28 protein-coding genes are annotated in these 23,081 nt (G+C 41.2%); 11 read left to right on the top strand and 17 right to left on the bottom strand.

The window, feature by feature from the left end:
- Positions 1-72 precede the first annotated feature (72 nt).
- From AABM38_RS07090 to AABM38_RS07080, 3 genes are all read left to right on the top strand, one after another.
- Positions 73-798, top strand: a complete 726-nt coding sequence (locus tag AABM38_RS07090) for an alpha/beta hydrolase (protein ID WP_423409751.1) — start codon at positions 73-75, stop codon at positions 796-798.
- A gap of 136 nt (positions 799-934) precedes the next feature.
- Complete coding sequence (locus tag AABM38_RS07085) at positions 935-1,444, top strand: YjcG family protein (RefSeq protein ID WP_423409750.1); 510 nt, start codon at positions 935-937, stop codon at positions 1,442-1,444.
- 6 nt (positions 1,445-1,450) lie between these two features.
- The gene (locus AABM38_RS07080; protein WP_423409749.1) at positions 1,451-1,873 is read left to right on the top strand and encodes a GNAT family N-acetyltransferase; all 423 of its coding nucleotides are present in this window, start codon (positions 1,451-1,453) and stop codon (positions 1,871-1,873) included.
- 63 nt (positions 1,874-1,936) lie between these two features.
- On the opposite strand, the gene AABM38_RS07075 is transcribed toward AABM38_RS07080, so the two are convergent.
- Positions 1,937-2,266 carry a hypothetical protein gene (locus AABM38_RS07075; protein WP_423409748.1) on the bottom strand — a complete coding sequence of 110 codons (330 nt, stop codon included), beginning with the start codon at positions 2,264-2,266 and terminating at the stop codon, positions 1,937-1,939.
- 265 nt (positions 2,267-2,531) lie between these two features.
- Here AABM38_RS07075 and AABM38_RS07070 point away from each other — a divergent pair, with 265 nt between their 5' ends.
- The gene (locus AABM38_RS07070; protein WP_423409747.1) at positions 2,532-4,859 is read left to right on the top strand and encodes an ATP-dependent helicase; all 2,328 of its coding nucleotides are present in this window, start codon (positions 2,532-2,534) and stop codon (positions 4,857-4,859) included.
- 27 nt (positions 4,860-4,886) lie between these two features.
- Here AABM38_RS07070 and AABM38_RS07065 read toward each other — a convergent pair whose 3' ends face one another.
- Positions 4,887-5,141, bottom strand: a complete 255-nt coding sequence (locus AABM38_RS07065) for a stage VI sporulation protein F (protein WP_335376794.1) — start codon at positions 5,139-5,141, stop codon at positions 4,887-4,889.
- A 99-nt stretch (positions 5,142-5,240) separates the two neighbouring features.
- On the opposite strand from AABM38_RS07065, the gene AABM38_RS07060 reads away from it, so the two are divergent.
- Positions 5,241-5,402 (top strand): hypothetical protein, encoded by a 162-nt coding sequence (locus AABM38_RS07060; RefSeq protein ID WP_423409746.1) that lies wholly within the window; start codon positions 5,241-5,243, stop codon positions 5,400-5,402.
- A gap of 370 nt (positions 5,403-5,772) precedes the next feature.
- Here the strand turns inward: AABM38_RS07060 and AABM38_RS07055 are convergent, their stop codons facing one another.
- From AABM38_RS07055 to AABM38_RS07030, 6 genes are all read right to left on the bottom strand, one after another.
- Positions 5,773-5,907 carry a YjcZ family sporulation protein gene (locus AABM38_RS07055; RefSeq protein ID WP_423409745.1) on the bottom strand — a complete coding sequence of 45 codons (135 nt, stop codon included), beginning with the start codon at positions 5,905-5,907 and terminating at the stop codon, positions 5,773-5,775.
- Between the two features lie 125 nt (positions 5,908-6,032).
- On the bottom strand, positions 6,033-6,389 hold the full coding sequence (gene spoVAE / locus AABM38_RS07050) for a stage V sporulation protein AE (RefSeq protein WP_335376792.1): 357 nt from the start codon (positions 6,387-6,389) through the stop codon (positions 6,033-6,035).
- A 16-nt stretch (positions 6,390-6,405) separates the two neighbouring features.
- Entirely contained in the window at positions 6,406-7,419 is a 1,014-nt protein-coding gene (gene spoVAD, locus AABM38_RS07045) for a stage V sporulation protein AD (protein ID WP_423409744.1), read from the bottom strand.
- Positions 7,420-7,899 carry a stage V sporulation protein AC gene (gene spoVAC, locus AABM38_RS07040; RefSeq protein WP_207498840.1) on the bottom strand — a complete coding sequence of 160 codons (480 nt, stop codon included), beginning with the start codon at positions 7,897-7,899 and terminating at the stop codon, positions 7,420-7,422.
- Positions 7,900-7,914: 15 nt separating this feature from the next.
- Positions 7,915-8,400 carry a YhcN/YlaJ family sporulation lipoprotein gene (locus AABM38_RS07035; protein ID WP_423409743.1) on the bottom strand — a complete coding sequence of 162 codons (486 nt, stop codon included), beginning with the start codon at positions 8,398-8,400 and terminating at the stop codon, positions 7,915-7,917.
- Between the two features lie 452 nt (positions 8,401-8,852).
- Complete coding sequence (locus AABM38_RS07030) at positions 8,853-9,200, bottom strand: DUF1360 domain-containing protein (RefSeq protein WP_423409742.1); 348 nt, start codon at positions 9,198-9,200, stop codon at positions 8,853-8,855.
- Positions 9,201-9,393: 193 nt separating this feature from the next.
- Here AABM38_RS07030 and AABM38_RS07025 point away from each other — a divergent pair, with 193 nt between their 5' ends.
- Entirely contained in the window at positions 9,394-9,915 is a 522-nt protein-coding gene (locus tag AABM38_RS07025) for a CotY/CotZ family spore coat protein (protein WP_423409741.1), read from the top strand.
- Positions 9,916-9,960: 45 nt separating this feature from the next.
- On the opposite strand, the gene AABM38_RS07020 is transcribed toward AABM38_RS07025, so the two are convergent.
- The 4 genes from AABM38_RS07020 to mgtE all read right to left on the bottom strand — a co-directional run bounded on the left by AABM38_RS07020 (position 9,961) and on the right by mgtE (position 14,811).
- Positions 9,961-10,446 carry a CotO family spore coat protein gene (locus tag AABM38_RS07020; RefSeq protein ID WP_423409740.1) on the bottom strand — a complete coding sequence of 162 codons (486 nt, stop codon included), beginning with the start codon at positions 10,444-10,446 and terminating at the stop codon, positions 9,961-9,963.
- Positions 10,447-10,679: 233 nt separating this feature from the next.
- A complete protein-coding gene (fabI, locus tag AABM38_RS07015; RefSeq protein ID WP_335376786.1) occupies positions 10,680-11,447 on the bottom strand; it encodes an enoyl-ACP reductase FabI in 768 nt (255 codons plus the stop codon).
- Positions 11,448-11,612: 165 nt separating this feature from the next.
- On the bottom strand, positions 11,613-13,472 hold the full coding sequence (locus AABM38_RS07010; RefSeq protein ID WP_423409739.1) for a monovalent cation:proton antiporter family protein: 1,860 nt from the start codon (positions 13,470-13,472) through the stop codon (positions 11,613-11,615).
- Between the two features lie 13 nt (positions 13,473-13,485).
- A complete protein-coding gene (mgtE, locus tag AABM38_RS07005) occupies positions 13,486-14,811 on the bottom strand; it encodes a magnesium transporter (protein WP_423410687.1) in 1,326 nt (441 codons plus the stop codon).
- Between the two features lie 407 nt (positions 14,812-15,218).
- Here mgtE and prpE point away from each other — a divergent pair, with 407 nt between their 5' ends.
- Positions 15,219-15,959, top strand: a complete 741-nt coding sequence (prpE, locus tag AABM38_RS07000; RefSeq protein WP_423410686.1) for a bis(5'-nucleosyl)-tetraphosphatase PrpE — start codon at positions 15,219-15,221, stop codon at positions 15,957-15,959.
- A gap of 63 nt (positions 15,960-16,022) precedes the next feature.
- Here prpE and AABM38_RS06995 read toward each other — a convergent pair whose 3' ends face one another.
- The 5 genes from AABM38_RS06995 to AABM38_RS06975 all read right to left on the bottom strand — a co-directional run bounded on the left by AABM38_RS06995 (position 16,023) and on the right by AABM38_RS06975 (position 19,950).
- Positions 16,023-16,991: a CAP domain-containing protein gene (locus AABM38_RS06995; RefSeq protein WP_423409738.1), complete on the bottom strand. Its 969-nt coding sequence runs from the start codon at positions 16,989-16,991 to the stop codon at positions 16,023-16,025.
- Between the two features lie 136 nt (positions 16,992-17,127).
- Complete coding sequence (locus AABM38_RS06990; protein ID WP_423409737.1) at positions 17,128-18,015, bottom strand: RluA family pseudouridine synthase; 888 nt, start codon at positions 18,013-18,015, stop codon at positions 17,128-17,130.
- Between the two features lie 48 nt (positions 18,016-18,063).
- Entirely contained in the window at positions 18,064-18,864 is an 801-nt protein-coding gene (locus tag AABM38_RS06985) for an NAD kinase (RefSeq protein ID WP_335376781.1), read from the bottom strand.
- 32 nt (positions 18,865-18,896) lie between these two features.
- Entirely contained in the window at positions 18,897-19,535 is a 639-nt protein-coding gene (locus AABM38_RS06980; RefSeq protein ID WP_423409736.1) for a GTP pyrophosphokinase, read from the bottom strand.
- Positions 19,536-19,569: 34 nt separating this feature from the next.
- A complete protein-coding gene (locus tag AABM38_RS06975; RefSeq protein WP_423409735.1) occupies positions 19,570-19,950 on the bottom strand; it encodes a hypothetical protein in 381 nt (126 codons plus the stop codon).
- Between the two features lie 119 nt (positions 19,951-20,069).
- Between AABM38_RS06975 and AABM38_RS06970 the strand changes: the two genes are divergently transcribed.
- The 4 genes from AABM38_RS06970 (at position 20,070) to AABM38_RS06955 (ending at position 22,876) form a co-directional block, all read left to right on the top strand.
- Positions 20,070-20,651: a CYTH domain-containing protein gene (locus tag AABM38_RS06970; protein WP_423409734.1), complete on the top strand. Its 582-nt coding sequence runs from the start codon at positions 20,070-20,072 to the stop codon at positions 20,649-20,651.
- A 101-nt stretch (positions 20,652-20,752) separates the two neighbouring features.
- Positions 20,753-21,394, top strand: a complete 642-nt coding sequence (locus AABM38_RS06965; protein WP_423409733.1) for a lytic transglycosylase domain-containing protein — start codon at positions 20,753-20,755, stop codon at positions 21,392-21,394.
- Between the two features lie 196 nt (positions 21,395-21,590).
- The gene (locus tag AABM38_RS06960; RefSeq protein WP_423409732.1) at positions 21,591-21,992 is read left to right on the top strand and encodes a globin; all 402 of its coding nucleotides are present in this window, start codon (positions 21,591-21,593) and stop codon (positions 21,990-21,992) included.
- Positions 21,989-22,876 (top strand): ClpXP adapter SpxH family protein, encoded by an 888-nt coding sequence (locus AABM38_RS06955; protein WP_423409731.1) that lies wholly within the window; start codon positions 21,989-21,991, stop codon positions 22,874-22,876. Before AABM38_RS06960 ends, AABM38_RS06955 begins: the two co-directional genes overlap by 4 nt.
- The last annotated feature ends 205 nt before the right edge of the window (positions 22,877-23,081 follow it).

The following is a 23,081-nucleotide window of genomic DNA, read 5'->3' as shown; positions in this document are numbered from 1 at the left end:
TATAAATACATATGCTAAAATCGTGATGATAAGAAGAATACATAGCAGACTGATGGATTTGGAGGTTTTGAAATGGATTTTCCTATTGGCAAAATTCAAGAGATTACACTGCAAAGCAAGGAATTAGGAGAAGAAATGACAATATTGGTGTATTTGCCAGCTAATTATTCTCCTTTATATAAATACTCATTGCTGATTGCTCAGGATGGACGCGATTATTTCCAGCTTGGAAGAATCGGGCGTATTGCTGATGAACTTTTAGGCAAAAAAGAAATTGAAAACGTCATCATCGTAGGCATCCCCTATCAATCTGTTGAGGACCGCAGAAGAAAATATCACCCTGATGGTGAACAGCATCAAGCCTATATACGGTTTCTTGCGCATGAACTGGTCCCTTACCTGGATCAGGAATTCCCTACATACCAAATGGGAATGGGACGTGCATTGATTGGTGATTCACTGGCAGCAACGGTTTCACTGCTCGCCGCCATGCAGTATCCGCATACGTTCGGCAAAGTGCTGCTGCAGTCTCCATATGTGAATGAACACGTATTGTCTGCTGCGTTAAACTTCAATGAGCCTTACCTGTTGAATGTCTATCATACTGTCGGGGAAAAAGAAACAGTAGTCAAAACTACCTCATCGAGCGAAAAGGATTTCCTAACTCCAAACAGGAAACTATCTAAAATATTCAAGGAAAAGGGTTACTCTTATTTTTATGATGAATTTGCCGGTGATCACACATGGACCTACTGGCAGCCTGACCTAAAAAGAGCAATCAAAATGATGTTTTCATGATTTTAATAGGACATAATATAATAAATGTTTCTTTATATTATATATTTAGAAAATTTGTTATAATGAATGGCAAATCATTAATTCGTTTACTTCATTAATTTATATAACACCACACATTTGAAACGGGGGTATTGAGATGAAATTTGGTATTGTCATTTTTCCATCGAAAAAAGTACAGGATTATGCAAATTCATTAAGAAGACGCTATGACCCGCATTACGCATTAATTCCGCCTCATTTGACCCTGAAGGCTGCATTCGAGGCAACCGAGGAAGAAATCAAGGAGATTGCAAATAAAATCTATACGATTGCAAGGAATTTTGGTCCTGTTGAGATCAAGATCAACAAAATTGGTTCTTTTAAGCCTGTAAATAATGTTATTTATTTAAAAGTGGACTCACCTGAAGAATTAGAAAAACTCCATATTGAACTTAAAACTGCTTTCGAAGGGGATCAGGAATACAATTTTGTTCCTCATATTACGATTGGACAAAAGATGTCAGATGATGAGCATTCTGATGTTTATGGTTCATTAAGAATGAATGATATTAATTTCGAAGATACAGCCGACCGAATCCACTTGCTGTACCAGCTTGAAAACGGTTCATGGACAGTTTATGAAACATTTCGTCTTGGAAAGGAATAATGATAAGTGGAAGTTAGAATCGTAGAAACAGAACAAGAATTAGCAGATGCCTTTGATGTTCGCCGTACGGTGTTTGTCGACGAACAAAACGTACCTGAAGAAGAGGAAATCGACCAGCATGAATCCGAAGCTGTACACTTTGTTTTATATAATGAAGGAAAAGCGGCAGGCGCAGGAAGATTCAGAGTTTTAGACGGAATTGGTAAAGTGGAACGAATTTGTGTTTTAAAGGAAAATCGCAAAACAGGTTCCGGGGTCGCTGTCATGAATAAAATTGAAGAGTATGCTAAGACACAAGGCATTACTACTTTAAAATTAAACGCACAGACACATGCTATACCGTTTTACAGCAGACTTGGCTATGAAACGGTTTCGGAAGAATTCCTTGATGCAGGCATTCCGCATAAGACGATGAAAAAAACAATCTAAATAACCAAAAGCCCCTTTCGATGAAAGGGGTATTTTATTGCAAAAAAAAGCACTACCGCTGAGTTAAATAGACTCGCTGTAGTACTTTCCTTTTCCAGTAAGTTCAGCATATGTCTGGCTGACCAATACAGGATTCACTCTTTTTTTATAAATTGGGCCGGTTCTGGCATAGTTAAATTCCGGCGCAGCCTTTTGCATGCGTGCTACTGGCTGTTGTTCCATTTCTTTTTCCATAGGTGTCCTGGCAATCAGCTCATCCTGCCCTTTTTGCACAGGATCTTCTTTGCGGATTCTTGATACTTTCCCAATTTGGAATGGATCGTAATCCAGCCCTACTTCTCGTTCTGCATATTGTATATATTGATAATTCGTTACCGGAAGAATATATCCCATTATAATTTCCCCCAAGCAAATTTTTTTGATAGATGATATTTACTCTCACTATATCTTTCTGAAGATTTCCCCTTTTTCTGTCCGTAGTAAACCTGCTTTTTTAACTTTTGATAAAATCATAAGCAGCAGAACAAGCAAACAAGTTCTTTCATCTTATCTTCATATACGGCAAATCAACATTCTAAGCGAAAACAGCCTTTTGTTAAAAATCTTATTCTGTTATGATAAAGATTGTGCTATTTTTGGACGGAAATGAGGATGAAACATGAAGATGGCTATATACAACCAACAGATCATCAGCCTTGAACAGTATAATCGTGAAGACTACCAGAAGCTCTATGATGACGGTAAAAAAGGCATGCTTACATGTTCTGTATGTGGGGATTCTGTCCGCCTTTATTTAGGGATTCAGGACAAGCCTCATTTCTATCATCATCTTTCAAAGAAGGAAGGCTGCAAGGACTTAGTCATTCCATCCCTACAGCCAGCAAATGCAACGGAAAAAATTGAATACATCGAAAAGAATGGATTTCGCATCCCTAAATCAAGATCGATTACTGCAGAAGCAGATAAAGATAAAGATCAACATTTTATCGCTCCTCGGGAAATTAAGATTCCATCACCTTTCACACCCATCCCCCCAGCTGAACCTGGAGTTACTCTACATTATTTAAAGCAATTGAAAGAAGCTGGTACTCAATTTGATGGAAACCAGGAACAGGCGATTATCCATACAGAGGGACCATTACTGATACTGGCCGGTGCAGGAAGCGGCAAGACAAGGGTGCTGACAGCAAGGACAGCATTCATGCTTGAAGAAAAACAAATTGCCCCAGGTTCGATAATGCTTGTGACATTCACAGCCAAGGCAGCTTCTGAAATGAAAAAACGAATCACTCTGTATCCCGGCATGTCACCTGCAAGGGTTAATCAGCTCGTTGCCGGTACTTTCCATAGTATTTTCTACAGGATCCTTTGCTTCCATGAACGTGAAAAATGGTCCTCAGACAAACTGATAAAAAAGGATTGGCAGCGGGAACAAATTTTAAAAGAGGCAGGCAGGAAGCTTCAACTCGATGAAAAAGAATTTGCATATGACCTCGCCATCCAGCAAATCGGACTGTGGAAAAATACGATGCTCACACCTGATCAGGTTAAGCCTGAATCACCTTGGGAAGAAAAAGTCGCTCTCTTATACAAAGACTATGAATCTGTGAAAGAAAAACAGAATATGTTCGACTTTGATGACATGCTGTTAGGATGTTATCAACTCTTCAAGAAGAATCCTGATATACTAGAAAACTATCAAAGTCGTTTCCAGTATTTTTTGATCGATGAATTCCAGGATATTAATAAGGTTCAGTATGAATTGGTAAAAATGCTTTCTAGCAAAACAGGCAATGTCTGTGCAGTTGGTGATGACGACCAATCAATATATTCTTTCCGCGGCAGTGATCCGGCCTATTTGTTCACGTTCAGGGATGACTTTAAAAATACAAAATTAATTGTTTTGAATCAAAATTACCGGTCTCCACATGAAATCGTCGAGACAGCAAATACAGTCATCTCGGCAAACATCACTCGCCATGATAAAGAGATGAAGGCCCAGTTTTCAGGTGAATGCCCACCCGTACTCTTCCATCCATACGACGAGGAGGAAGAGGCGACTATGATCCTCACCGATATCCAGGAGCGGATTGAAAAAGGTGCACGCCCAAGCGACTTTGCTATCCTGTTCCGAACAAATGCCAGCAGCAGAGCTGTATTTGAAAGGCTGGCCAATTCGAGTCTGCCATTTCGAGTAGATCAGGATATTGAATCCTTTTATGAACGATTCATGGTAAAAGGAATGCTTTCTTTTTTGAGATTGAGCTTGAACACTGATGATTCAGAAGCAGTTAAGAATATTCTTCCATCCCTATTCATGAAGCAATCCATTTTCAGGGATCTTCAGGCAAACAGCATCCTTAATGATTGTTCGATGCTTGAGGCACTCGCACATGTAAAAACAGGATTTGCATTTCAGGAGCAAAAACTCAAGAAGCTTATACCGATAGTCCGCTCCCTCTCGTCCTTACCTCCTGTAACAGCTATCGATATCGTTGAGAAGGACCTTGGGTATCAGGATTTTATTAAAAAGCGCGGAAACGAAGGCAATCAGCTCGAAAAGGGATCGGATGACATCCGCGATATGAAAGTGGCAGCCCGCCATTTTAAAACTGTCACTGAGTTTATTGAGCATGCAGACCATATGACAGCTATGAATGCAGAGATAAAACGAAGCAGTAAAAACATCTCAGACGCTGTTACCCTTAGTACAATCCACCGGTCAAAGGGTTTGGAATATGAGAATGTCTATATTATTGGCACAGTTGACGGAAGCATTCCGCATGAGTATGCTTTAGATTCCTATCGAAATGGAGATCCACAGCCACTTGAAGAAGAAAGACGCCTGCTTTATGTAGCAGTAACTCGTGCACAAAGAAACCTATTTATCTCCGTTCCACAAAGAAGACGGGGACGAAAGGCCAATCCTTCTCGATTCCTTTCAAATTTAAAAAGAAAAATGCCAAATCAGGACCTGGGAGTTTAATCCTCAGGTCCTGATTTGCATTTAGAATTATTTTTTGTTGATCATTTTGGAAATTTGCCCAAAATCAAGCTGCTTTCCATCTTTTACGATTGATTCAACAATTTTGTCTTCCATTTCCTGATTAACCGGCTTATTCGCAATTTGGGATACACGGCGGATCACGCCTCTTACCGTTTTCTCATCTTTAAAATTCGCATTTTGCAATGAATTCGCAAGCTCAAATACATCCTTCATATTGACGCCTGTCTTTTTTTCTATGTTCTTGAAGAAATTATTATCCATATCAAAATCACGCCTCCTTCATTAGCCTACTCTATACTATGAAGGAATCAGGAAATGGTGAAAAAGCGGAAAAGAGTAGCAGAAGGAGGATCTTCATCAATGTTTATTATGAAGGATTTTAAAGAAAGGCTGTTTTCCGAACGATTATTGCTAATGGTCTTTAAGTCTTCTCAAAGCTTTCGCGTATATAAAAACGAATTGAATGGTACTCGGATGGGCTTCTACAATCCATTCTTTTTTCAATATTTGTTCTTCGAATAACCAAGGGGCCTTAATAGTGACCCATTTTGTTCTTTCAGGCAACTGAGAAGCATTATTGGCGTCTTTTTTTCCATTTATTAGTACTTTCAGGTAACAAAGAGTCCTTATTGGTGCCCACTTTTTCCATATTTTAGTTCTTTCGAGTAACCAAGAGGCCTTATTGGTGTCCGCTTTTTCCATATTTTAGTTCTTTCGAGTAACCAAGAGGCCCTATTGGTGTTGGCTTTTTCCATCTTTTAGTTCTTTTGAGTAACCAAGTGGCCTTATTGGTGTCCACTTTTATGTTCCTTCAGGGAACAAAGAGTAAAGTTCAAAAAGAGGCTAGAGAAAAGAGCCGTTCTTGTTTAAACGGCTCCCCCCGATGTTTCCATTAGTTGTAGAAACTTGCTCCTACAATAATTAACAAAATGAACAAAACGACGATCAATATAAAGGTAGAACCGTTATAGCCACCGCCATATCCATATCCGCCATAACCGCCGCCCCAGCCGCAACCGTAGCCCATTTTTCTTCACCTCACTTGTTATTGACTCATTATCAATATATGTGAGTATCCCATATCTGTGTGGGCGAGCTATTAATTTGACGGCAAACGGATTTATTAAACACGATCGAGTCGGGAAAATGGATTCAGCCTTTTGGCTTAAAAATCAGTGCGCCAATAAATCCAAAAATGACGGCTGCAGATATTCCAGAGCTGGTTATTTCAAACATGCCTGTCAGTACACCAACCAAGCCATGCTGCTCAGCTTCCTGAAGTGCTCCATGTACGAGCGCATTTCCAAAGCTTGTGATTGGAATGGTAGCCCCTGCTCCTGCGAAATCAATCAATGGTTCGTACAAGCCGAACCCGTCCATTACCGCTCCGATGACGACTAACAGACTCATTGTATGCCCAGGCGTCAGTTTCGCAACATCAAACAACAGCTGGCCAAAAACACAAATAAGTCCTCCAATAACAAAGGCCCAGAAAAACATTGCTAGCAAGGCGATTCCTCCTTTTCTAAATCATCTCGATTGACACTGCATGGGCAATACATGGGATACTTTCCTTTTGCTGAAAGGATAATGGCGATAATAAAGCTCCTGTCGCACAAACAAGAATTTTTCGGTAGACACCCTTTTGCATCTGATTCAGCAAGTGGCCATACAAGACAGAAGCTGAACAGCCAGCACCGCTGCCTCCTGATTGGACTGGCTGATCGTCATTGTAGATCAGCAGACCGCAATCCTGGAATTGTTCTCTTGCTACATTTAATCCAGATTGCTGTAATAACTCAAAAGTTGTTTCCTGACCGATGCGTCCCAGGTCTCCAGTGACAATTAAATCGTAATGACTTGGTTCAATATTGAGATCCTTGAAATGATTGATAAGAGTATCTGCCGCGGCCGGAGCCATTGCCCCACCCATATTGAAGGGATCGGAAAGTCCCATATCAACGACCTTTCCAATCGTCGCAGAAGTTGTTACAAGTTTGCCATTTTTATCTGGATTGTCTGTCAAAACAGCAGCACCCGCACCGGTTACCGTCCACTGTGCAGTTGGAGGCTTTTGTCCTCCATATTCGGTTGGGTAACGGAATTGCTTCTCGACTGCTGAATTGTGGCTGGATGCTCCAGTAATCGTCTTTTTTGCTCCCTGGTAATTCACGATAAAAGAGGCAAGTGCCAATCCTTCCATTGAGGTAGAGCAGGCTCCAAAAAGTCCGAAATACGGTATTTGCATTGTCCTGGCAGCAAAACTTGAAGGAGTGATTTGGTTAATTAAATCACCAGCAAGCATGAAGTGCATATCCTCTTTAGTTAAATTCGCTTTCTGAAGGGCTGCATTGATTGCTTCTTCAAGCAGATGTCTATGGGCCTTTTCATAAGAGTCCTGTCCCATCCATAGGTCATCATGAAGAATATCAAAATCAGCTGCTAGCTTTCCTTCTGCTTCAAAAGGGCCTCCCGAAGCAGCCCACGATTCGATGACAGGGCGATTAGCAAACTGCCATGATTGCCTTCCAATCAACATTTACAACACCCCCATCATCGTCAGCAGCGTTTTCACAAGCGCGACAATAAATGCAGAAAAGACTCCAAAGAGGATAACTGTTCCTGCCAGTTTGAACATATTTCCTCCAACACCTAGGACAAAGCCTTCAGTACGATGTTCGATTGCGGCCGAAATGACTGAGTTCCCAAAACCTGTTACTGGAACAGCACTGCCTGCCCCAGCAAATTGACCGATATGATCATATACACCCAATCCTGTCAGAATCATTGAAAAGAAAATCATCGTGGCGACAGTTGGGTTCCCTGCTGTTTGTTCAGTAAAGTTAAAGAAATAAATATAAAAATAGGTGACAGCTTGGCCAATCAAGCAGATTGTACCCCCGACAAAAAAAGCTTTAATACAGTTTTTCACAACGGGCCGCTTCAGTTCGTGCTTTTGTTCAAGCTGCTGATATTGTTGCTGCTGAGGTGTCAGCTTTTGCTTTTTTTTATCCCCCATCTCGCCCATCCTTCCTTATGTCATTTCTTTTTTCAATGATATAATCCGCTGTAACTGTTTTTCGGCCTTTTCTTCCGGATATGACGGGTCCTTCATCTTCTCACTCAATTCAACCGCTTCAATGAAAATTTTGAAGTCGCTTGAAACAATGAAGTCTTCATCTGGATAGTTTTCTTCCAGCTTTTTATTGATTGCTTTTTCGATGCGTTTCATGCCAAAACGTTTCATGTGCTTGACCTTGTATGCGACCAATGTATCCTTTTTCCCTTTTATGACGGCTACATCATAAATCTCATCAAGTGATTGGATATCCTTTTTAACCCTATCAGCTATCTTTACATTCTTCACATCCAGATCATTCGTCGCTCCCGCATCTGGATTTACTGATTGGATCATCGATGTCCTGCTTTTGTGAGAAGTATCCCCGAGGGAACACCCAGCAGTGATGCTGGCAAGCAACATGAACACTGCAATAGCTTTTCCTGCCTGATATATTTTCATTTTGATCCCTTCCTGTACAGCATCTTATTGGTTAAAATTATTTTCCGCGTACAAATGAAAATTTATGAAATTTTTGTTGAGGGGATTATTTCCATGTAATGTAAATGATTATCATGAGGTGTATGTACGACTAAATATGTCTGTGGATGGAAAACGATCTTCATTGAAATCCGACTTGTCGGATCAGTAGTCGACATCGTCAAAAAAAAGCCTGCCATTTGATATGGCAGACTCTATTTCAACTTATGCTTGATTTCTCCTCTTTCCGCACCCGCAGCCGCCTTTCTTCCGACGGCGATTATTCACGGTACGGTTAGTATCGTTATTATTTGCAACTGGCTGGCTATCTGTACTTTTCCGTTTTTTATTCATCTTTACAACCCCTTTGTTGAAAGAGTCCATATTTCATATTATGAAATTTGTCCTTAAATGTTCTGGACGGACTCACCAATTTACTCATCTTTAACAAGCCATTGCTGGATAATCGATGCTATTCCGGCTATGGCCAAGATTGAGATAAGGGGCATCGATAAGTGAGGATAAAATTCGTAAGCAGCATAAATGATTGCCGTACACCAAAATCCCGAACACCAGTGGCAGCTTAGTAACTCCCCAATCCAGTATCTTATTCCAGATCCTTTTATTTCTATATATGTTTCCGTTTCTCCATTTTCCAGTTGTTCAACTACAGTATCATGAAAGGGAGCCCTGAGAAATTCAGTGATTGTATCGTAGACAACCAGCCTGGTCAATCGAAAGCTAGCAAAAACCAAAAGGCATAAATCGAGCCAACTGTCCATGCTTTCTCACCACCTAATGCTATAGAATCATTTCAGCATATGCACTGCAAATGCCTATGTATAGGCACAAGCCTGTCCGCTCATGTCATCATTTTTTGTACTTAAAATAGACAAACACCCACACCATTAGACGGGCGTTTCATATTCTATTAAGGACAATAGGTCATATCAACTAAAAGGAGATGAACTTGTTATGGGTTGCAAAGGTAAAAACCATGTAAGCGACAGCTGCGTATGTGAAGTACTAAGAGCGGTAGCAGATGCTCAGGATGAAGTAGATGTTGACAACGAGTGTGATGTCAGCTGCCATAAATCCATTAGAGAGTTATTGGCAGGTGCTCAATCGCCAACAAACGGTTTAGATACTATTCCTCTAATTCTATATTGCGGTGATTGCGTACCATTCGAAGGATTCGGAGCCCGGATCAGGCCTAACGGCGGCGGACCACAAAGACTGGATTGCTTCAGATCATTTTTCTTCCGTGTAACATCTGTAGATGACAACTGCTGCGCGAAGATCGAGTTGCTTGTCACACGTGGCGACGAAGGAGAAGGATTCGATAATCCATGCGATCAAATTCAGACTGGTGGAGCAAGAAACGAATTTTTCAGAACTGGAATCTGTTTAACAGTCGACCTAGATTGCTTCTGTGCAGTAACTTGCTTAGACCCAGTAGCAGCAATGCCACTTTCAAGCCTTCCAGGAGAATCTTAATTCAATACAGGAAGGAAATCGGCTTACCTTAATGGTAAGCCTTTTTTATAATCCGACCCTTTTTATATCCATTAAATCTTCTTCAAGAATACTCACACTCTTCTTCCTCGGACTCAAGGAATGTATCATCAGTACTCCGTTTTTCATAGCTAAGAAAAATCCTTTGTACGAAGTTTCTTTGGTTATAAACTCATATTTGACTTTTGCAATCGATGCAGGAACTCTCATTAGATGTTTTATTTTTTCATCCAGAGTTAATTCATTGAATTGCCTTTTATTATTTTCTTGAAGAGGTTCAGGTTCAGTTTCAGTATCATCACTATGTGAATCTACACTTAACGTAATTTCTTGCGTAATATCATTTTGCTTTTCTCTTGTCGGATTTTCCATATCTGCCATACCTGGATTTTGGATTTCGGAATCATCGTCTTTTAATAAGTAACTTTTTTGCATTTTCGGTTCAGGCATATTTATGTCCGGCTGGTTGATATAAAACATTGGGATTGGCTTTCGATCGCGTTTTTTTCTCATTTTAGGCGGCACCTCCAAAAACTTACCTCTCCCTATATTTATGCATCTGCCCATTATCTGTGCTTAATCGCAATCAATCAGTGCCGCACCAGAGAAACCCACTTGGAAGCCAGTTTTCTAATGAAAGAATTGATTATTTTTAGTAAAACAACACCTAAACGACGTATTCTAATAAAAAAAATCACAAAAAAACCTGCAGCAATCTGCAGGTTCCTCTATGAATCATCCTGTTATTAAAGAATATGGAATCCAGAGTCAACGTGGATATTTTCACCTGTGATGCCGCGTGACAAATCGCTGAATAAGAATAGTGCAGTATCGCCAACTTCCTCAGGAGTTGTATTTCTGCGCAAAGGTGCTTTTTCTTCAATTTGGTTTAAGATTGAATTAAAGTCGCTGACTCCTTTTGCTGATAGTGTACGGATAGGGCCCGCAGAAATTGAATTCACACGGATATTGTTCTTGCCTAAATCAGCTGCAAGATAACGGACACTTGCATCAAGTGAAGCCTTAGCAACACCCATAACATTGTAGTTCGGGATCGCGCGTTCTCCACCTAGGTAAGTAAGCGTCACGATACTCCCGCCTTCTGCCATTAATTCTTTTGCTTCCTTGGCCACAGCTGTAAGGGAATATGCACTAATGTTGTGTGCAAGCAAGAAACCATCACGTGTTACATTCATATAGTCCCCTTGCAGTTCTTCCTTATTGGCAAAAGCGATACAGTGGGCAACACCAGAAATTGAACCCGTTGCCTCTTTAATTTCACTGAAGCACTTTGCAACATCCTCATCGCTCGTGACATCACATGGCAGAACTAAATAGTTTTTGTCGAGAGATTCTGCAAGCTCACGAACACTTTTCTCAAGACGTTCCCCAGCATAGGTGAAAATTAGATTTGCTCCCGCGTTGTGAAGTGATTGAGCAATTCCCCATGCGATGCTGCGTTTATTGGCTACACCCATAACTACATATGTTTTACCGTTCAATGAAAGAGTCATGTTAAAAAAATCCCCCTGTTAATACAAGTTATTAGTACCTAGTGCTAATATTACACTATATATTTTTATTTGAAAAGGAAAACCCGCTAAAAAGCGGGTTTTGGTTTTTCAACTTCAGTTAGAATTATGCCCAGTTCTCTGGAGGATAGCCTTGAGCTAGCGATTCTAGCACCAAAAACAAAACTCAAGCTCTCTTTTTAGTTCATCCACATATTCCTTTGATCCGGTCACAATCAATCGGTCATTTAGTCTTAATTCTGTATCACCATGAGGTACGATTGATTCATTCTCACGCAGTATCCGGACAAAAATTACATCGCCGGTAAACGGAAAGCGCCTTATACTCATGCCATCAAAGTGATCATTAAGCATGCGGATTTCATGCAGGGAATTTTCCTGGTTCGTCAGGATGCTCATGACCCCAGGTGATTCAATCATCGCCCGTAGCAGGGATTCAGTTGAACGCAGGACAGAGAAAACTTCGATTCCCTCTTCCTGAGCCTTCTCAGCCAGATCTGGGCTTTCAATCCTGGCGATGACACGGTCGATCCCTTTTTCCTTCGCGCTGACAGCTATCGTTGCATTCAAGTCTGCATCACCTGTCGAAATCACGGCAATATCAGCATCATAAACATTATTTTTCTCGAGCGTTTCAATTTCGTAATTATCGATCTCAATAATTTCAAACACAGTTTCTGCAAACTGTTTTTCCGCTTTTTCCTGTTTAATATGATACAAGACCGGTTCATACAAGGATGATTTTAAATCGCGGGAAACAGGAAGTGTCATCTGATTGGCACCGATGAAGGCAACTTTGACTTTTTTCTCCTCTCCAGTTGTCTGTGGGAAAAGTTTTTTGAACATGATCGGAGTCAAGACACTAGAGATTACCGCTACAAGGATCAATGTCCCGCTCATTTGCGGTGTGATCATTTCCATCCTCTCACCAATCGTTGCCGCTGCAATGACCAATGACAAAGTGGACGTCAGCAAGAATCCTGATGCCAATACAGTCTTGGTATCATACCATTTCTTCAAAAGATAAACTGGCAGCATTTTTGAAACAAATAGTGCTAACAACAGTAGCGGAATTAACATAAGAAGCTTCTTTTCGCTCAACATGGACCAAATATCCAGGCCAACCCCAACCATTACGAAGAAAATAGGGATCAAGAAACCATAGCCGAAGGAATCAAGTTTGTGCACCATTTCCTGGTCAGGAGCCAGCAATGATACAAGCACTCCAGCAAGGAATGCACCAAGAATATTTTCGGCACCAACCGTTTCAGAAATTGCCACAAGCAGTATAATCAATGCAAAAACAGCTCTTGTTCCAATTTGTGTTGTTCCAGTGGAAAGTGCGTTAATGAACGTGCGGTTCTTGAAGATTTTCCCGACGAAATATAGAGCAACCCCAGCAGCAAAAAGGATCAGCAACAGCCAAGTATTCCCAGCTCCGCCATCATAGATAGAGACAAAGACAGCAAGCAAAATCATGGTTGCCAGGTCAGCTATTACTGCGATCAGCAAGATGATCTGGCCAATGTTTGTCTTCATTAAATGCGCATCCTTCAATGTAGGCACAACAACTCCAAGTGAAATAGTGGAGATAATCAATGTCATTAAAAAGACGTTTTCAATAAACCCAGCAAGAACAAATAAATATGATAGACCTAATGAAGCAACGAATATGCCGACAAAGATAATCGTTGACACGACAAATGTATTTGGTTCTTTCTTGCCGTTCGCCATAACCTTATTTTTCTTACCGCCAGAAAAAGCGGTAAAATCAATTTCCAATCCGCTTAGGAACATTAAGAATAGGAAGCCTAACGTTGACAGTGTACTAAGCCATGCATCCTCATGGACAATATTAAAGCCGCTTTTACCAATAATCAGGCCCATGATGATTTCAGCAACGACAACAGGAATAAAGCTTAATTTCAAACGGTGAAGCAATATTGGTGTAATAAATGCAACGATGATTACGATTACGAGAGAGGTAATCGAAGCATGCTGTTCCATCCACATCCCTCCTCTATTTTGTAAGATAACTCATAAAAGCAGTTGCGATTCCAAAATAAATTAAAATGCTTATGATATCATTTATAGTCGTAATGAATGGACCTGACGCAACCGCAGGGTCGATTTTCAGCCGGTGCATAAGCAAAGGAACCAACGAACCAGCCAGTGTGGCAATGATAAGTGTAATAAAGATCGAGATTCCGACAAGAGCGCCGAGATAAAACTCTCCATGCCAGAAGTAAACGACAAAGGTTACTAATACTCCGCATATTGCTCCAGTGATCAACCCGGTGCCAGCTTCCCTGACAATAATATGCCACTTACTTTCTTTCTCAAGGTCACCTGTAGCAATCCCCCTGACGGCAACCGCAAGTGCCTGGGTACCCGTATTGCCTGCCATTCCCGCAATGAGCGGTATAAAAACCGCCAAGATCGAGACCTTATTGAGCGTCTCCTCAAACCTTCCAATCAGGCTAGCTGTGAACATCCCCAGGAACAGCAGGATGATCAGCCATGGCAGGCGCTTTTTGGCTGCAGAAAATGGATTCCGGTCCATTGTATCAAGATCGGCGATCCCGGCTAATTTGGAATAGTCATCAGATGCTTCTTCTTCCATAACATCGATAATATCATCGACTGTGATAATACCTAGCAGGTGATTTTGAAAGTCTACAACTGGCAAAGCAAGGAAATTATAATCCCTCATCATGCGCGCGACTTCCTCTTGGTCCTCGCCCACAGATACGGAGACTACACGTTCATTCATAATTTCGGAAATCATCGTATCGTCATCGGCCACGATTAGGTCACGCAGGGAAATGACACCTGCTAAACGCTTCTCATCGTCAATCACAAACAAATAATAAATCGTTTCTGCTTGAGGAGCTTCGTTCTTAAGAATATACATGGCGGACCTGACCGTCTGATTGGCTGAAATCGCAATGAATTCTGTCGTCATGATACTGCCGGCTGTGTACTCTTCATAATGAAGCAAATCTTTTATTTCCTGTGCCGCGTCCTCATCCATAATGGTTAAATAGCTGGCCACCTGATCCTTGTCAAGCTCATTAAGGACATCGACTGCATCATCAGCATACATATTTGATAGCATGTCAGCGGCATAATTCGGATTCATTTGCGCCAGCACGTCTTTAAAATCTTCGTCATCTGCTTCTAGGTTCTCAAAGAGCTCAGCCATTTCTTCAGGTGAAAGGAAATTATAAACCTTCGTGCGGGTATCATCATCCAATTCACCAAAGAATGCAGCCTGGTCATAAGGGTGCAGCTCCAGAAATTCATCTCGGAAATCATCAATTTTTTCAGAGTAAAGTGCTTCCATCAGCAGTTCAGTGTTAATTTGCTGCTTTGATGCTGATTCTTGTCGTTCCTCAGCCATCCACCTTACCCCCTTTCTTATTCAGTACATTTCATTATACTAGCATTTCTCGATTTCTTTGTCTTTTATAAGCCTCTTCTGTAAACTATTTTGCTTTGCATCCAGCAAAACTTTTTTCTTATTCAGGATTCTTCTGAAAAGTGATGAGCACAAATGCGGATTGAAATAAAAAAGAAGTTTACACAATGGGTCTCTTTTTAACATTCCCTTTAATAAGCAGTAATCTTACTGCTTGCAATTTTTTTGTCAGAATAAGAACTCACCTTGGAAAACTTAATTGTAAAAAGGACTATTCTTTTTGTGAGTCTGCGGAAACAATAATAATAAAATATCGCGAGAGGAACTGGATGATGAAACTAGATATAATTGGGGATATACACGGCTGTTATGCTGAGTTTGAACATCTCACAAGGGAATTAGGTTATGGTTGGAGTTCGGGAATACCCATTCACCCAGAAGGCCGGAAGCTTGCTTTTGTTGGAGATTTAACAGACAGAGGACCGGAATCCTTGAAGGTCTCCGAGATTGTCTGGAAGCTGGTTATTCAGCACGGCCTTGCTTATTATGTGCCTGGAAACCATTGCAACAAGCTGTATCGATTCTTGCTTGGGAATAAAGTACAGACAACTCATGGTCTCGAAACTACTGTAGCTGAATTTACATCTTTGAATGAAAAAGACCAAAGTTCTTTTCGCGAGATGTTTCTTGAATTATATGATTCCTCCCCTTTATATCATGTTCTCGATGAAGGCCATTTGGTGATCGCACATGCCGGTATTCGGGAGGATTATATCGGCAAAAATAATTCGAAGGTCAAGACCTTTGTCCTCTACGGGGATATCACTGGCCAAACGAATCCTGACGGTACACCTGTCAGGCGCGACTGGGCAAAGGAATACCAGGGGAAAGCGACTGTTGTCTATGGTCATACTCCAGTCAAGGAGCCAAGAATTATCAATAATACTTATAACATTGATACAGGGGCCGTTTTCGGCGGACTCCTGACCGCATTAAGATATCCAGAGATGAGACTAGTTTCGGTTCCTTCTTCCATGCCTTTTGCAGCAGAAAAATTTCGTGAGATAGAATAATTACCCATAATGTAGAAAAGCTAACCATTAAAAGAAATGGTTAGCTTTTCTACATTATGCTTATTATTTTCCGATGAACATCTGCGTCCAGTAATTCCCGGTTCCTGTGTGCCCAACACCAATATGGGTGAAATTTGGACTTAAAATATTTTTCCTGTGACCTTCACTGTTCATCCAAGCGTTGACCACTTCTTCAGCACTTTGCTGGCCCATAGCAATATTTTCACCTGCAGAGCTATATGTTACTCCAAAATCCCTCATCATATCGAAAGGCGACCCATAAGTAGGGCTAGTGTGCGAAAAGTAATTTTTCGCCTGCATATCTTCTGATTTTTTCTGAGCAACATTGCTTAACGCAGTGTCTGGCTGAAGATTTTGCAGGCCATTTTTCCTGCGCTGCTCATTTGTTAAATCAATAACTCTCGACTCAAATGCACTGATTTCTGTTCCGCTTGGTGTTGGAGCGGTTTTCTGCTGTGGGGCTGTCTCCTGGTTTGGAGCTGGTGCTGCTCCTTGCTCAGTTGGAGCAGTTCCTTCGTTTGGTGCTTGCAGTGGACCTTGATCAGGGGTCGGTGTTATTCCCTGTTCAGGTGCTTGCCGAGTTCCAGTAGGCGGCTGCAATAACGACTGGTCCTGTGATAATGGTTGATTTGCACGTTGACGCTGCCAGTCTTCGTAGGTCAACCTTCCCTCTCTGTTCATTTCTGTATGCGGGTACCTTGTGCTAGGTATTCCCGTGCTGTATGAATTCGGGTCTACTGTTAAATACCCATTCGGCATCTGCAATATTTCGCTTGTACCATTCCCGCCATTTTGATCTGGCTTTCTAACAGCGCTCGTTTCACTCCTGCCGTTCTGACCTCTCAATCTTTTCGTATCATTGTCCCAGTACCCTGTACCATTGTTATTCATGGTAGTCATTTTGTTATCTCTTAAATCAAGTGCTTCATCATTATTGTTATTACATGCAGACAGACCTAAAAGCATTATGGCCGATACAGCAATTAATTTTCCATGTTTATAGATGTTCAATTGATCTTTCCTCCCTGAGATTTCATTTACTACCTCTTTATCATTTGAAATTCCAAGGGAAATATAGAATGAAATATCTGTGAAAAAGATGGGATGAATTACATAAAAAAAGACAAACCATATTACGGTTTGCCTTTTATATCATTTTTTTCATATCAATAGGAAGATTAGACGTTAAATGTATTTCTTTCTGTAAAACGGGATGTGAAAATTTAATTTCCCTGCAGTGGAGTGCTTGTCTCTCGATCAAATTTCTCTTTCCTCCATAAAGACTGTCTCCAAGGAGAGGATGACCTATATGAGCCATATGGACCCTGATTTGATGTGTTCGTCCCGTCAATAATCGAAGACGGATATGAGTGAATTCATCATACCTTTGTAGGACTTCATATAAAGTACAGGCATATTGCCCATCCGGATGGACTTCACGTTCAATGATGCTGTCACTTTTTCTGGCAATCGGCTTTTCAATCCGCCCTTCATCCAGTAAGAACCTTCCTTCTGCAAATGCTTCATAGGTACGCTTTACATCGCCTGCCCGCTGCTGCTTACTGAATAAATGATGGATATGGCTGTGCTTAGCAATCAGTACCAGGCCTGATGTATCCCTGTCGAGTCTTGTGACAATGTGGGTGGTTGCCGCGATTCCGTTCTTCTCATAATAACCAATGAGTGCATTTGCAAGGCTGCCGGTTGGATGTTCTCTGGATGGAATTGTATTCATTTCTGCCGGTTTATTTACAATCAGGATAAATTCATCCTCGTAGACAATGGAAATCGGGGAATCTTCTCCCTTCAGTCCAATTGAAGGAACCTCGACAGGAAAAAATACTCGGACAACATCATCGCAATTAACCTTATACCTGACATTCACCTCTTGGCCGTTTACCGATATAAACCCGCCTTTGAACTTAATATCTGTAAGTGCCGCCCTTGAAATTTCCTTTTCTTTAAGAAATTCCTTTAGCAATTTACCTTGGTCTGGAGCTTCTGCTGTCCATTCAAGGCTGAAGTTATTCGCCATATCGGCTGCTCCATTCTCCATTTATATATTCATTTTGCTTCTTCAAATCTAATTGCTGTCAGATATAAACGAATCACTGACACGCTTCCAAAATGGAAAAGGTCTGAATCTTGCAAAGCGGATTTTTTCATCTGCCACACGGAACTGGATTGATTTAACATCCTTGTGCAGGAGCGTCAAATGATCTACAGTCACCTGGAAATCTGGCCTGTTGACTGGTTTGAGTGTGCATGTATGATGGTCTGGCAAAATTAACGGAGATCCTACAGTCCTGAATACCCTGTTATTGATGGAAGCCATCTCGGCAACCTGAATCGCGCGCAGTGAGGGATGCAGGATTGCCCCGCCTAATGCTTTGTTGTATGCAGTACTTCCGGATGGTGTTGATACGCAAAGTCCATCGCCGCGAAAGCGTTCAAAGTGCTGTCCCCTGATCTCAACGTCCATGACCAGTGTACCTTCCACGGATTTAACTGTTGATTCATTCAGCGCCAAATATCTAGTTTCCCTGCCGCCATGCTGGTACCTGATGATTACCTCAAGCAAGGGATATTCGATCACCTGGTAAGGAGTTTTCGCTACCGCAATCACCAATTTCTCTATTTCCTCAGGAACCCAGTCGGCATAAAAACCTAGATGCCCTGTATGTACTCCGATGAAAGCTGTTTTATCCAGTCTGCTGCTGTAACGATGGAACGCGTACAATAGTGTGCCGTCTCCTCCAACCGAGATGCAAATATCTGGCTGGTCTTCATCATAAATAAGATCAAAGTCTAAAAGATAGGTCCTCATTTTATGCATCAATGTATTTGACCGGGAATCCCCTTTTGAAGTAATCGCAAATTTCATGAGTCCAAACACCCCCGCATATCGGTTTTAGTCTATTTCTTCCCATCCTGCTGCATTTCTTTTTTCCTTGTAAAGAAAGCCTGTGCTTCCTGGATTTCTCCTCTGATTGTTGACATTTCTTCATCAAGGCGGAACGCTGCTTCTGCTGCTCGCTGCAGCCTGATTTTAATATCTTCGGGAAAAAGTCCTTTGTACTTATAGTTCAAGGAATGCTCAACAGTTGCCCAGAAATTCATCGCAAGTGTGCGAATTTGGATTTCTGCAAGAATTTTTCTTTCTCCTCTGATTGTCTGTACCGGATATCGGATCACTACATGGTAGGAACGGTAGCCGCTTGCTTTTTTATGAGATATGTAATCCCGCTCCTCGACAATTTCAAAGTCATTCCTGATCCTTAAGAGTTCAACTACCGTTTTAATGTCATCAACAAATTGGCACATAATTCTCAGACCAGCAATATCCTGCATTTCCGTTTCAAGCTTTTCTAATGAAATTCTTTTTTGGTTGGCTTTATCGAGGATACTTGCAATAGGCTTTACCCTTCCTGTGACAAATTCAATCGGGGAATGGTCGGATTGCAATTCATATTGGCTTCTTATGCCTTTTAACTTTATTTTCAATTCTTCAACAGCGTGTTTATAAGGTTCTAAAAATTGATCCCAGTGTTTCACATCAGTCACCTCATCCGGTTCTATTCACGAAAGCCTAAGCGGAGGGTGCGGCAAAAACCTGTTCCACTTTCGCGACCATTTCCTCTCCATAATTGCTATTCCCTTTAATATTCGAGATTAAATATTCCATTTCCTCGCTGAATCCTTGTAATTTAAGCTTATGTCCGCCTGCGGCAAGATTAGCTTCCATCCCGCTGCCAAGACCTTCATGGATCACATTCCAGGTTTCATATGGAATTGAGATATATTGATATCCTTCATCCTTTTCAACGATATAAATAAAAGATAATTGATCAGAGTCAACTAGCATTTGCCCTGTTGCTGTTAAATCAGCAATATTTGCTTTTGAATCAGTGCTGAGCATCAGCTCATTATTTTCAATAATTGCATTGGTAATCATAATTCTTTCGCTCATTTTTTCAACCTCCATAATCTTTTTTATTTTATCATATAGAGGCAATTTCTACTAAGGATTGAAGCGAAAGCTGATAAACGAGATAATAAGAACAATAAATTTCGAAGGGGCGGGACAAAGTGAGCCAGAACATTGAAATAGAATTTAAAAATATGCTGACGAATGACGAATTCCTTCGGCTAATAAAGCACTTCAACATAGATCTGACAAAATTTAAAAAGCAGGTTAACCATTATTTCGATACCCCATCCTTTTCATTGAAAGCCAAAGGCTCTGCATTAAGGATCCGGGAAAAAGGTACTCAGTTTGAAATGACGTTGAAACAGCCTGCTGAACAAGGATTGCTTGAGACCAATCAATTTCTTAACCCAGGGCAGGCTGAGTATATATTAAAAACAGGAAAAATTCTTGAAGGTGAAGTGCAGGACGCAATTACCAATATGATTGACGATGCAGATACCTTGGAGTACTTCGGCTCATTGACCACTGACCGTGCAGAATTTGATTACAAGGGCGGACTGCTTGTACTAGACCATAGTTACTATTTAAATACTGAGGATTATGAGCTAGAATATGAAGTAACGGATGAAAGTGAAGGTTTTAAGATTTTCTCAGGATTGCTTGATGAACTTAACATCCCTGTGAGAACGACCGATAATAAAATTAAAAGGTTTTACAACCGAAAGCGGGAAGGCTTATAACCCAAGCGGCTAAGCGATAGAGCTAGTAGGTAATCAATTTTGATGAATTTTAATTCATATACAATCTTTTAAATGAGTAAAACCAGGCAGGAGAATTGATCATGAACGTTGACCAGTTAAAAGTCACGCTTGAATTACAAGCATTACAGAACTTCAGCAGCACTACTGCCCCATCCGGCAACACTCTGTTCCAGGAAATGCTGACTGGGCTTCTTACAGAAGAAAATGATGCCCTAGGCGCAACGGCAGCTCGTTTAGAAGATTTATTCGGCAGTACGGAAACTGCAGTTAACTCCTTTGGTATGAATAAAGTAAGTATCGGGCAAATGCTTCCGCCTATTCAGCTAACCAAACTGTCTGGGAAGAATCATAATTTTGATGAAATAGTTGATCAAGCTGCGGCTGCTTTCAATCTTCCTGCCAAGCTGATCAAGTCTGTGATACAAAAGGAATCGAATTTCAACCCGAATGCAATCAGCTCAGCAGGTGCATCAGGGTTAATGCAGCTGATGCCGGGAACCGCCAGAAGCCTGGGGGTAAAAAATATCTTTGACCCAGCGGAAAATATTCTTGCTGGCAGTAAATACTTGCGCCAAATGATGGACAAGTACGACAATAACGTAGAGCTTGCTCTTGCCGCATATAATGCAGGCCCTGGAAATGTCGATAAATATGGCGGCATTCCCCCTTTTAAAGAAACTCAAAATTACGTGAAAAAAATAACCAGCACTTACTATGGATGATATTCCCATCGCTTTCGACCGTCTGTCAGTGGTAACAGACGGCCTTTTTGTGTACATTAGTAAAGCGGATACACTGTAAAAAAAACTGATTACAAGGCTATTTGTTTGAGATATAAATATAGCATTGCTACAATAAATAGCATAACTATGGAAGCTGAATGAAATTTCCAAAATCTATTTTAAAGGAGTTATCAATATGGTTGAGAATAAGACCTTACCATTCGAAGCCATTGGCGAAGGAACACTTCACCGGCTGGTCGACACTTTTTACCACCGGGTAGGAATGCATCCTGATCTTGCTCCTATATTCCCTGATGATCTTTCTGAAACTGCACGCAAGCAGAAGCAGTTTTTGACACAATATTTAGGGGGGCCGCCTTTATATACAAGCGAGCATGGCCACCCAATGCTCCGCGCAAGGCACCTGCCTTTTGAAGTAACACCTAAACGGGCAAACGCCTGGCTTGCGTGCATGAACGAAGCGATGGATGAAGTGGGGCTTGAGGGGCCAGTCAGGGAGGATTTTTACGCACGCCTATACCTTACTGCCCAGCACATGATCAATACACCAGATGACGAGACCGGTGAAAGCACATGAAACTCAACAGAGAGAATATATTGAGCTATGATCCCTCAGAGTTTTGCTCTGGATTGGATAAGAAGCCACTCGAAATATATATGTTCGTTGATCCTCTTTGCCCTGAATGCTGGGCTCTTGAACCAATCATCAAAAAGCTTCAAATCGAATACGGAAAGTATTTTTCCATCCGTCATATTTTGAGCGGCAGGCTTGCCACTCTGAACATGGGCAGGAAGAAACGCTACGAAACAATTGCAGAGCTCTGGGAAAAAACAGCAAGCAGAACAGGGATGAGCTGTGATGGGAACTTGTGGTTTGAAAATCCTGTATCATCCCCATACTTGGCATCAATCGCCATTAAGTCAGCTGAGCTTCAAGGAAAGAAGAAGGGCATTGGATTTTTACGCAAGCTTCAGGAAGTATTGTTTTTAGAAAAACAAAATGTCTCCAATTTTGACGTGTTGAAGAACTGCGCACGCAATGTTGGTCTTGACGTGGAAGAGTTCGTGACTGATATCCATTCAGAGACTGCCGCAAAGGCATTTCAATGTGATTTAAAGATAACGAATGAAATGGATGTCCAGGAAATCCCTACTCTAGTCTTTTTCAATTCGAATATTGAAGAGGAAGGCATTAAAATCACCGGGCTATATCCATATGAGGTATACGTCCAGATTTTAGAGGAAATGCTGTCTGAAAAGCCAGAACCAGCTCAGCCTCCATCCCTTGAAACTTTTTTAAAGCAATACAAAATGGTGGCCTCAAAGGAAGTAGCTGTTGTTTACGATCTGACAGTAGCCCAAGCAGAGAAGGAAATGAAGAAGCTCCTGCTAAAGCAAAAAGTCGAACAAATCCCAGCTAAATACGGAATGTTTTGGAGATACCAGGAACAGGAAGGGTAACCGTGCATTAGATTGCACGGTTATTTTTATGAATGGTTCAAGCCATACAACCGGAAAAAGGCCTTGCAGCTCTCCAACTGCAAGGCCTTTCTCTATATTATACGAACAAAGGGGATGGGAGAAATTTTTCACGGTCAAACAAAGGGGTAAATGTTTGCTTGTGATCAACTTCACGATATTAATATACCATACCCCTTTCCCTATC

It is taken from the genome of Heyndrickxia sp. MSNUG, from assembly GCF_049532715.1.
GTDB lineage: Bacteria > Bacillota > Bacilli > Bacillales > Cytobacillaceae > Mesobacillus.
Note: the sequence above shows the minus strand (reverse complement) of the source record. Positions and strands in the feature narration are given on the sequence as shown.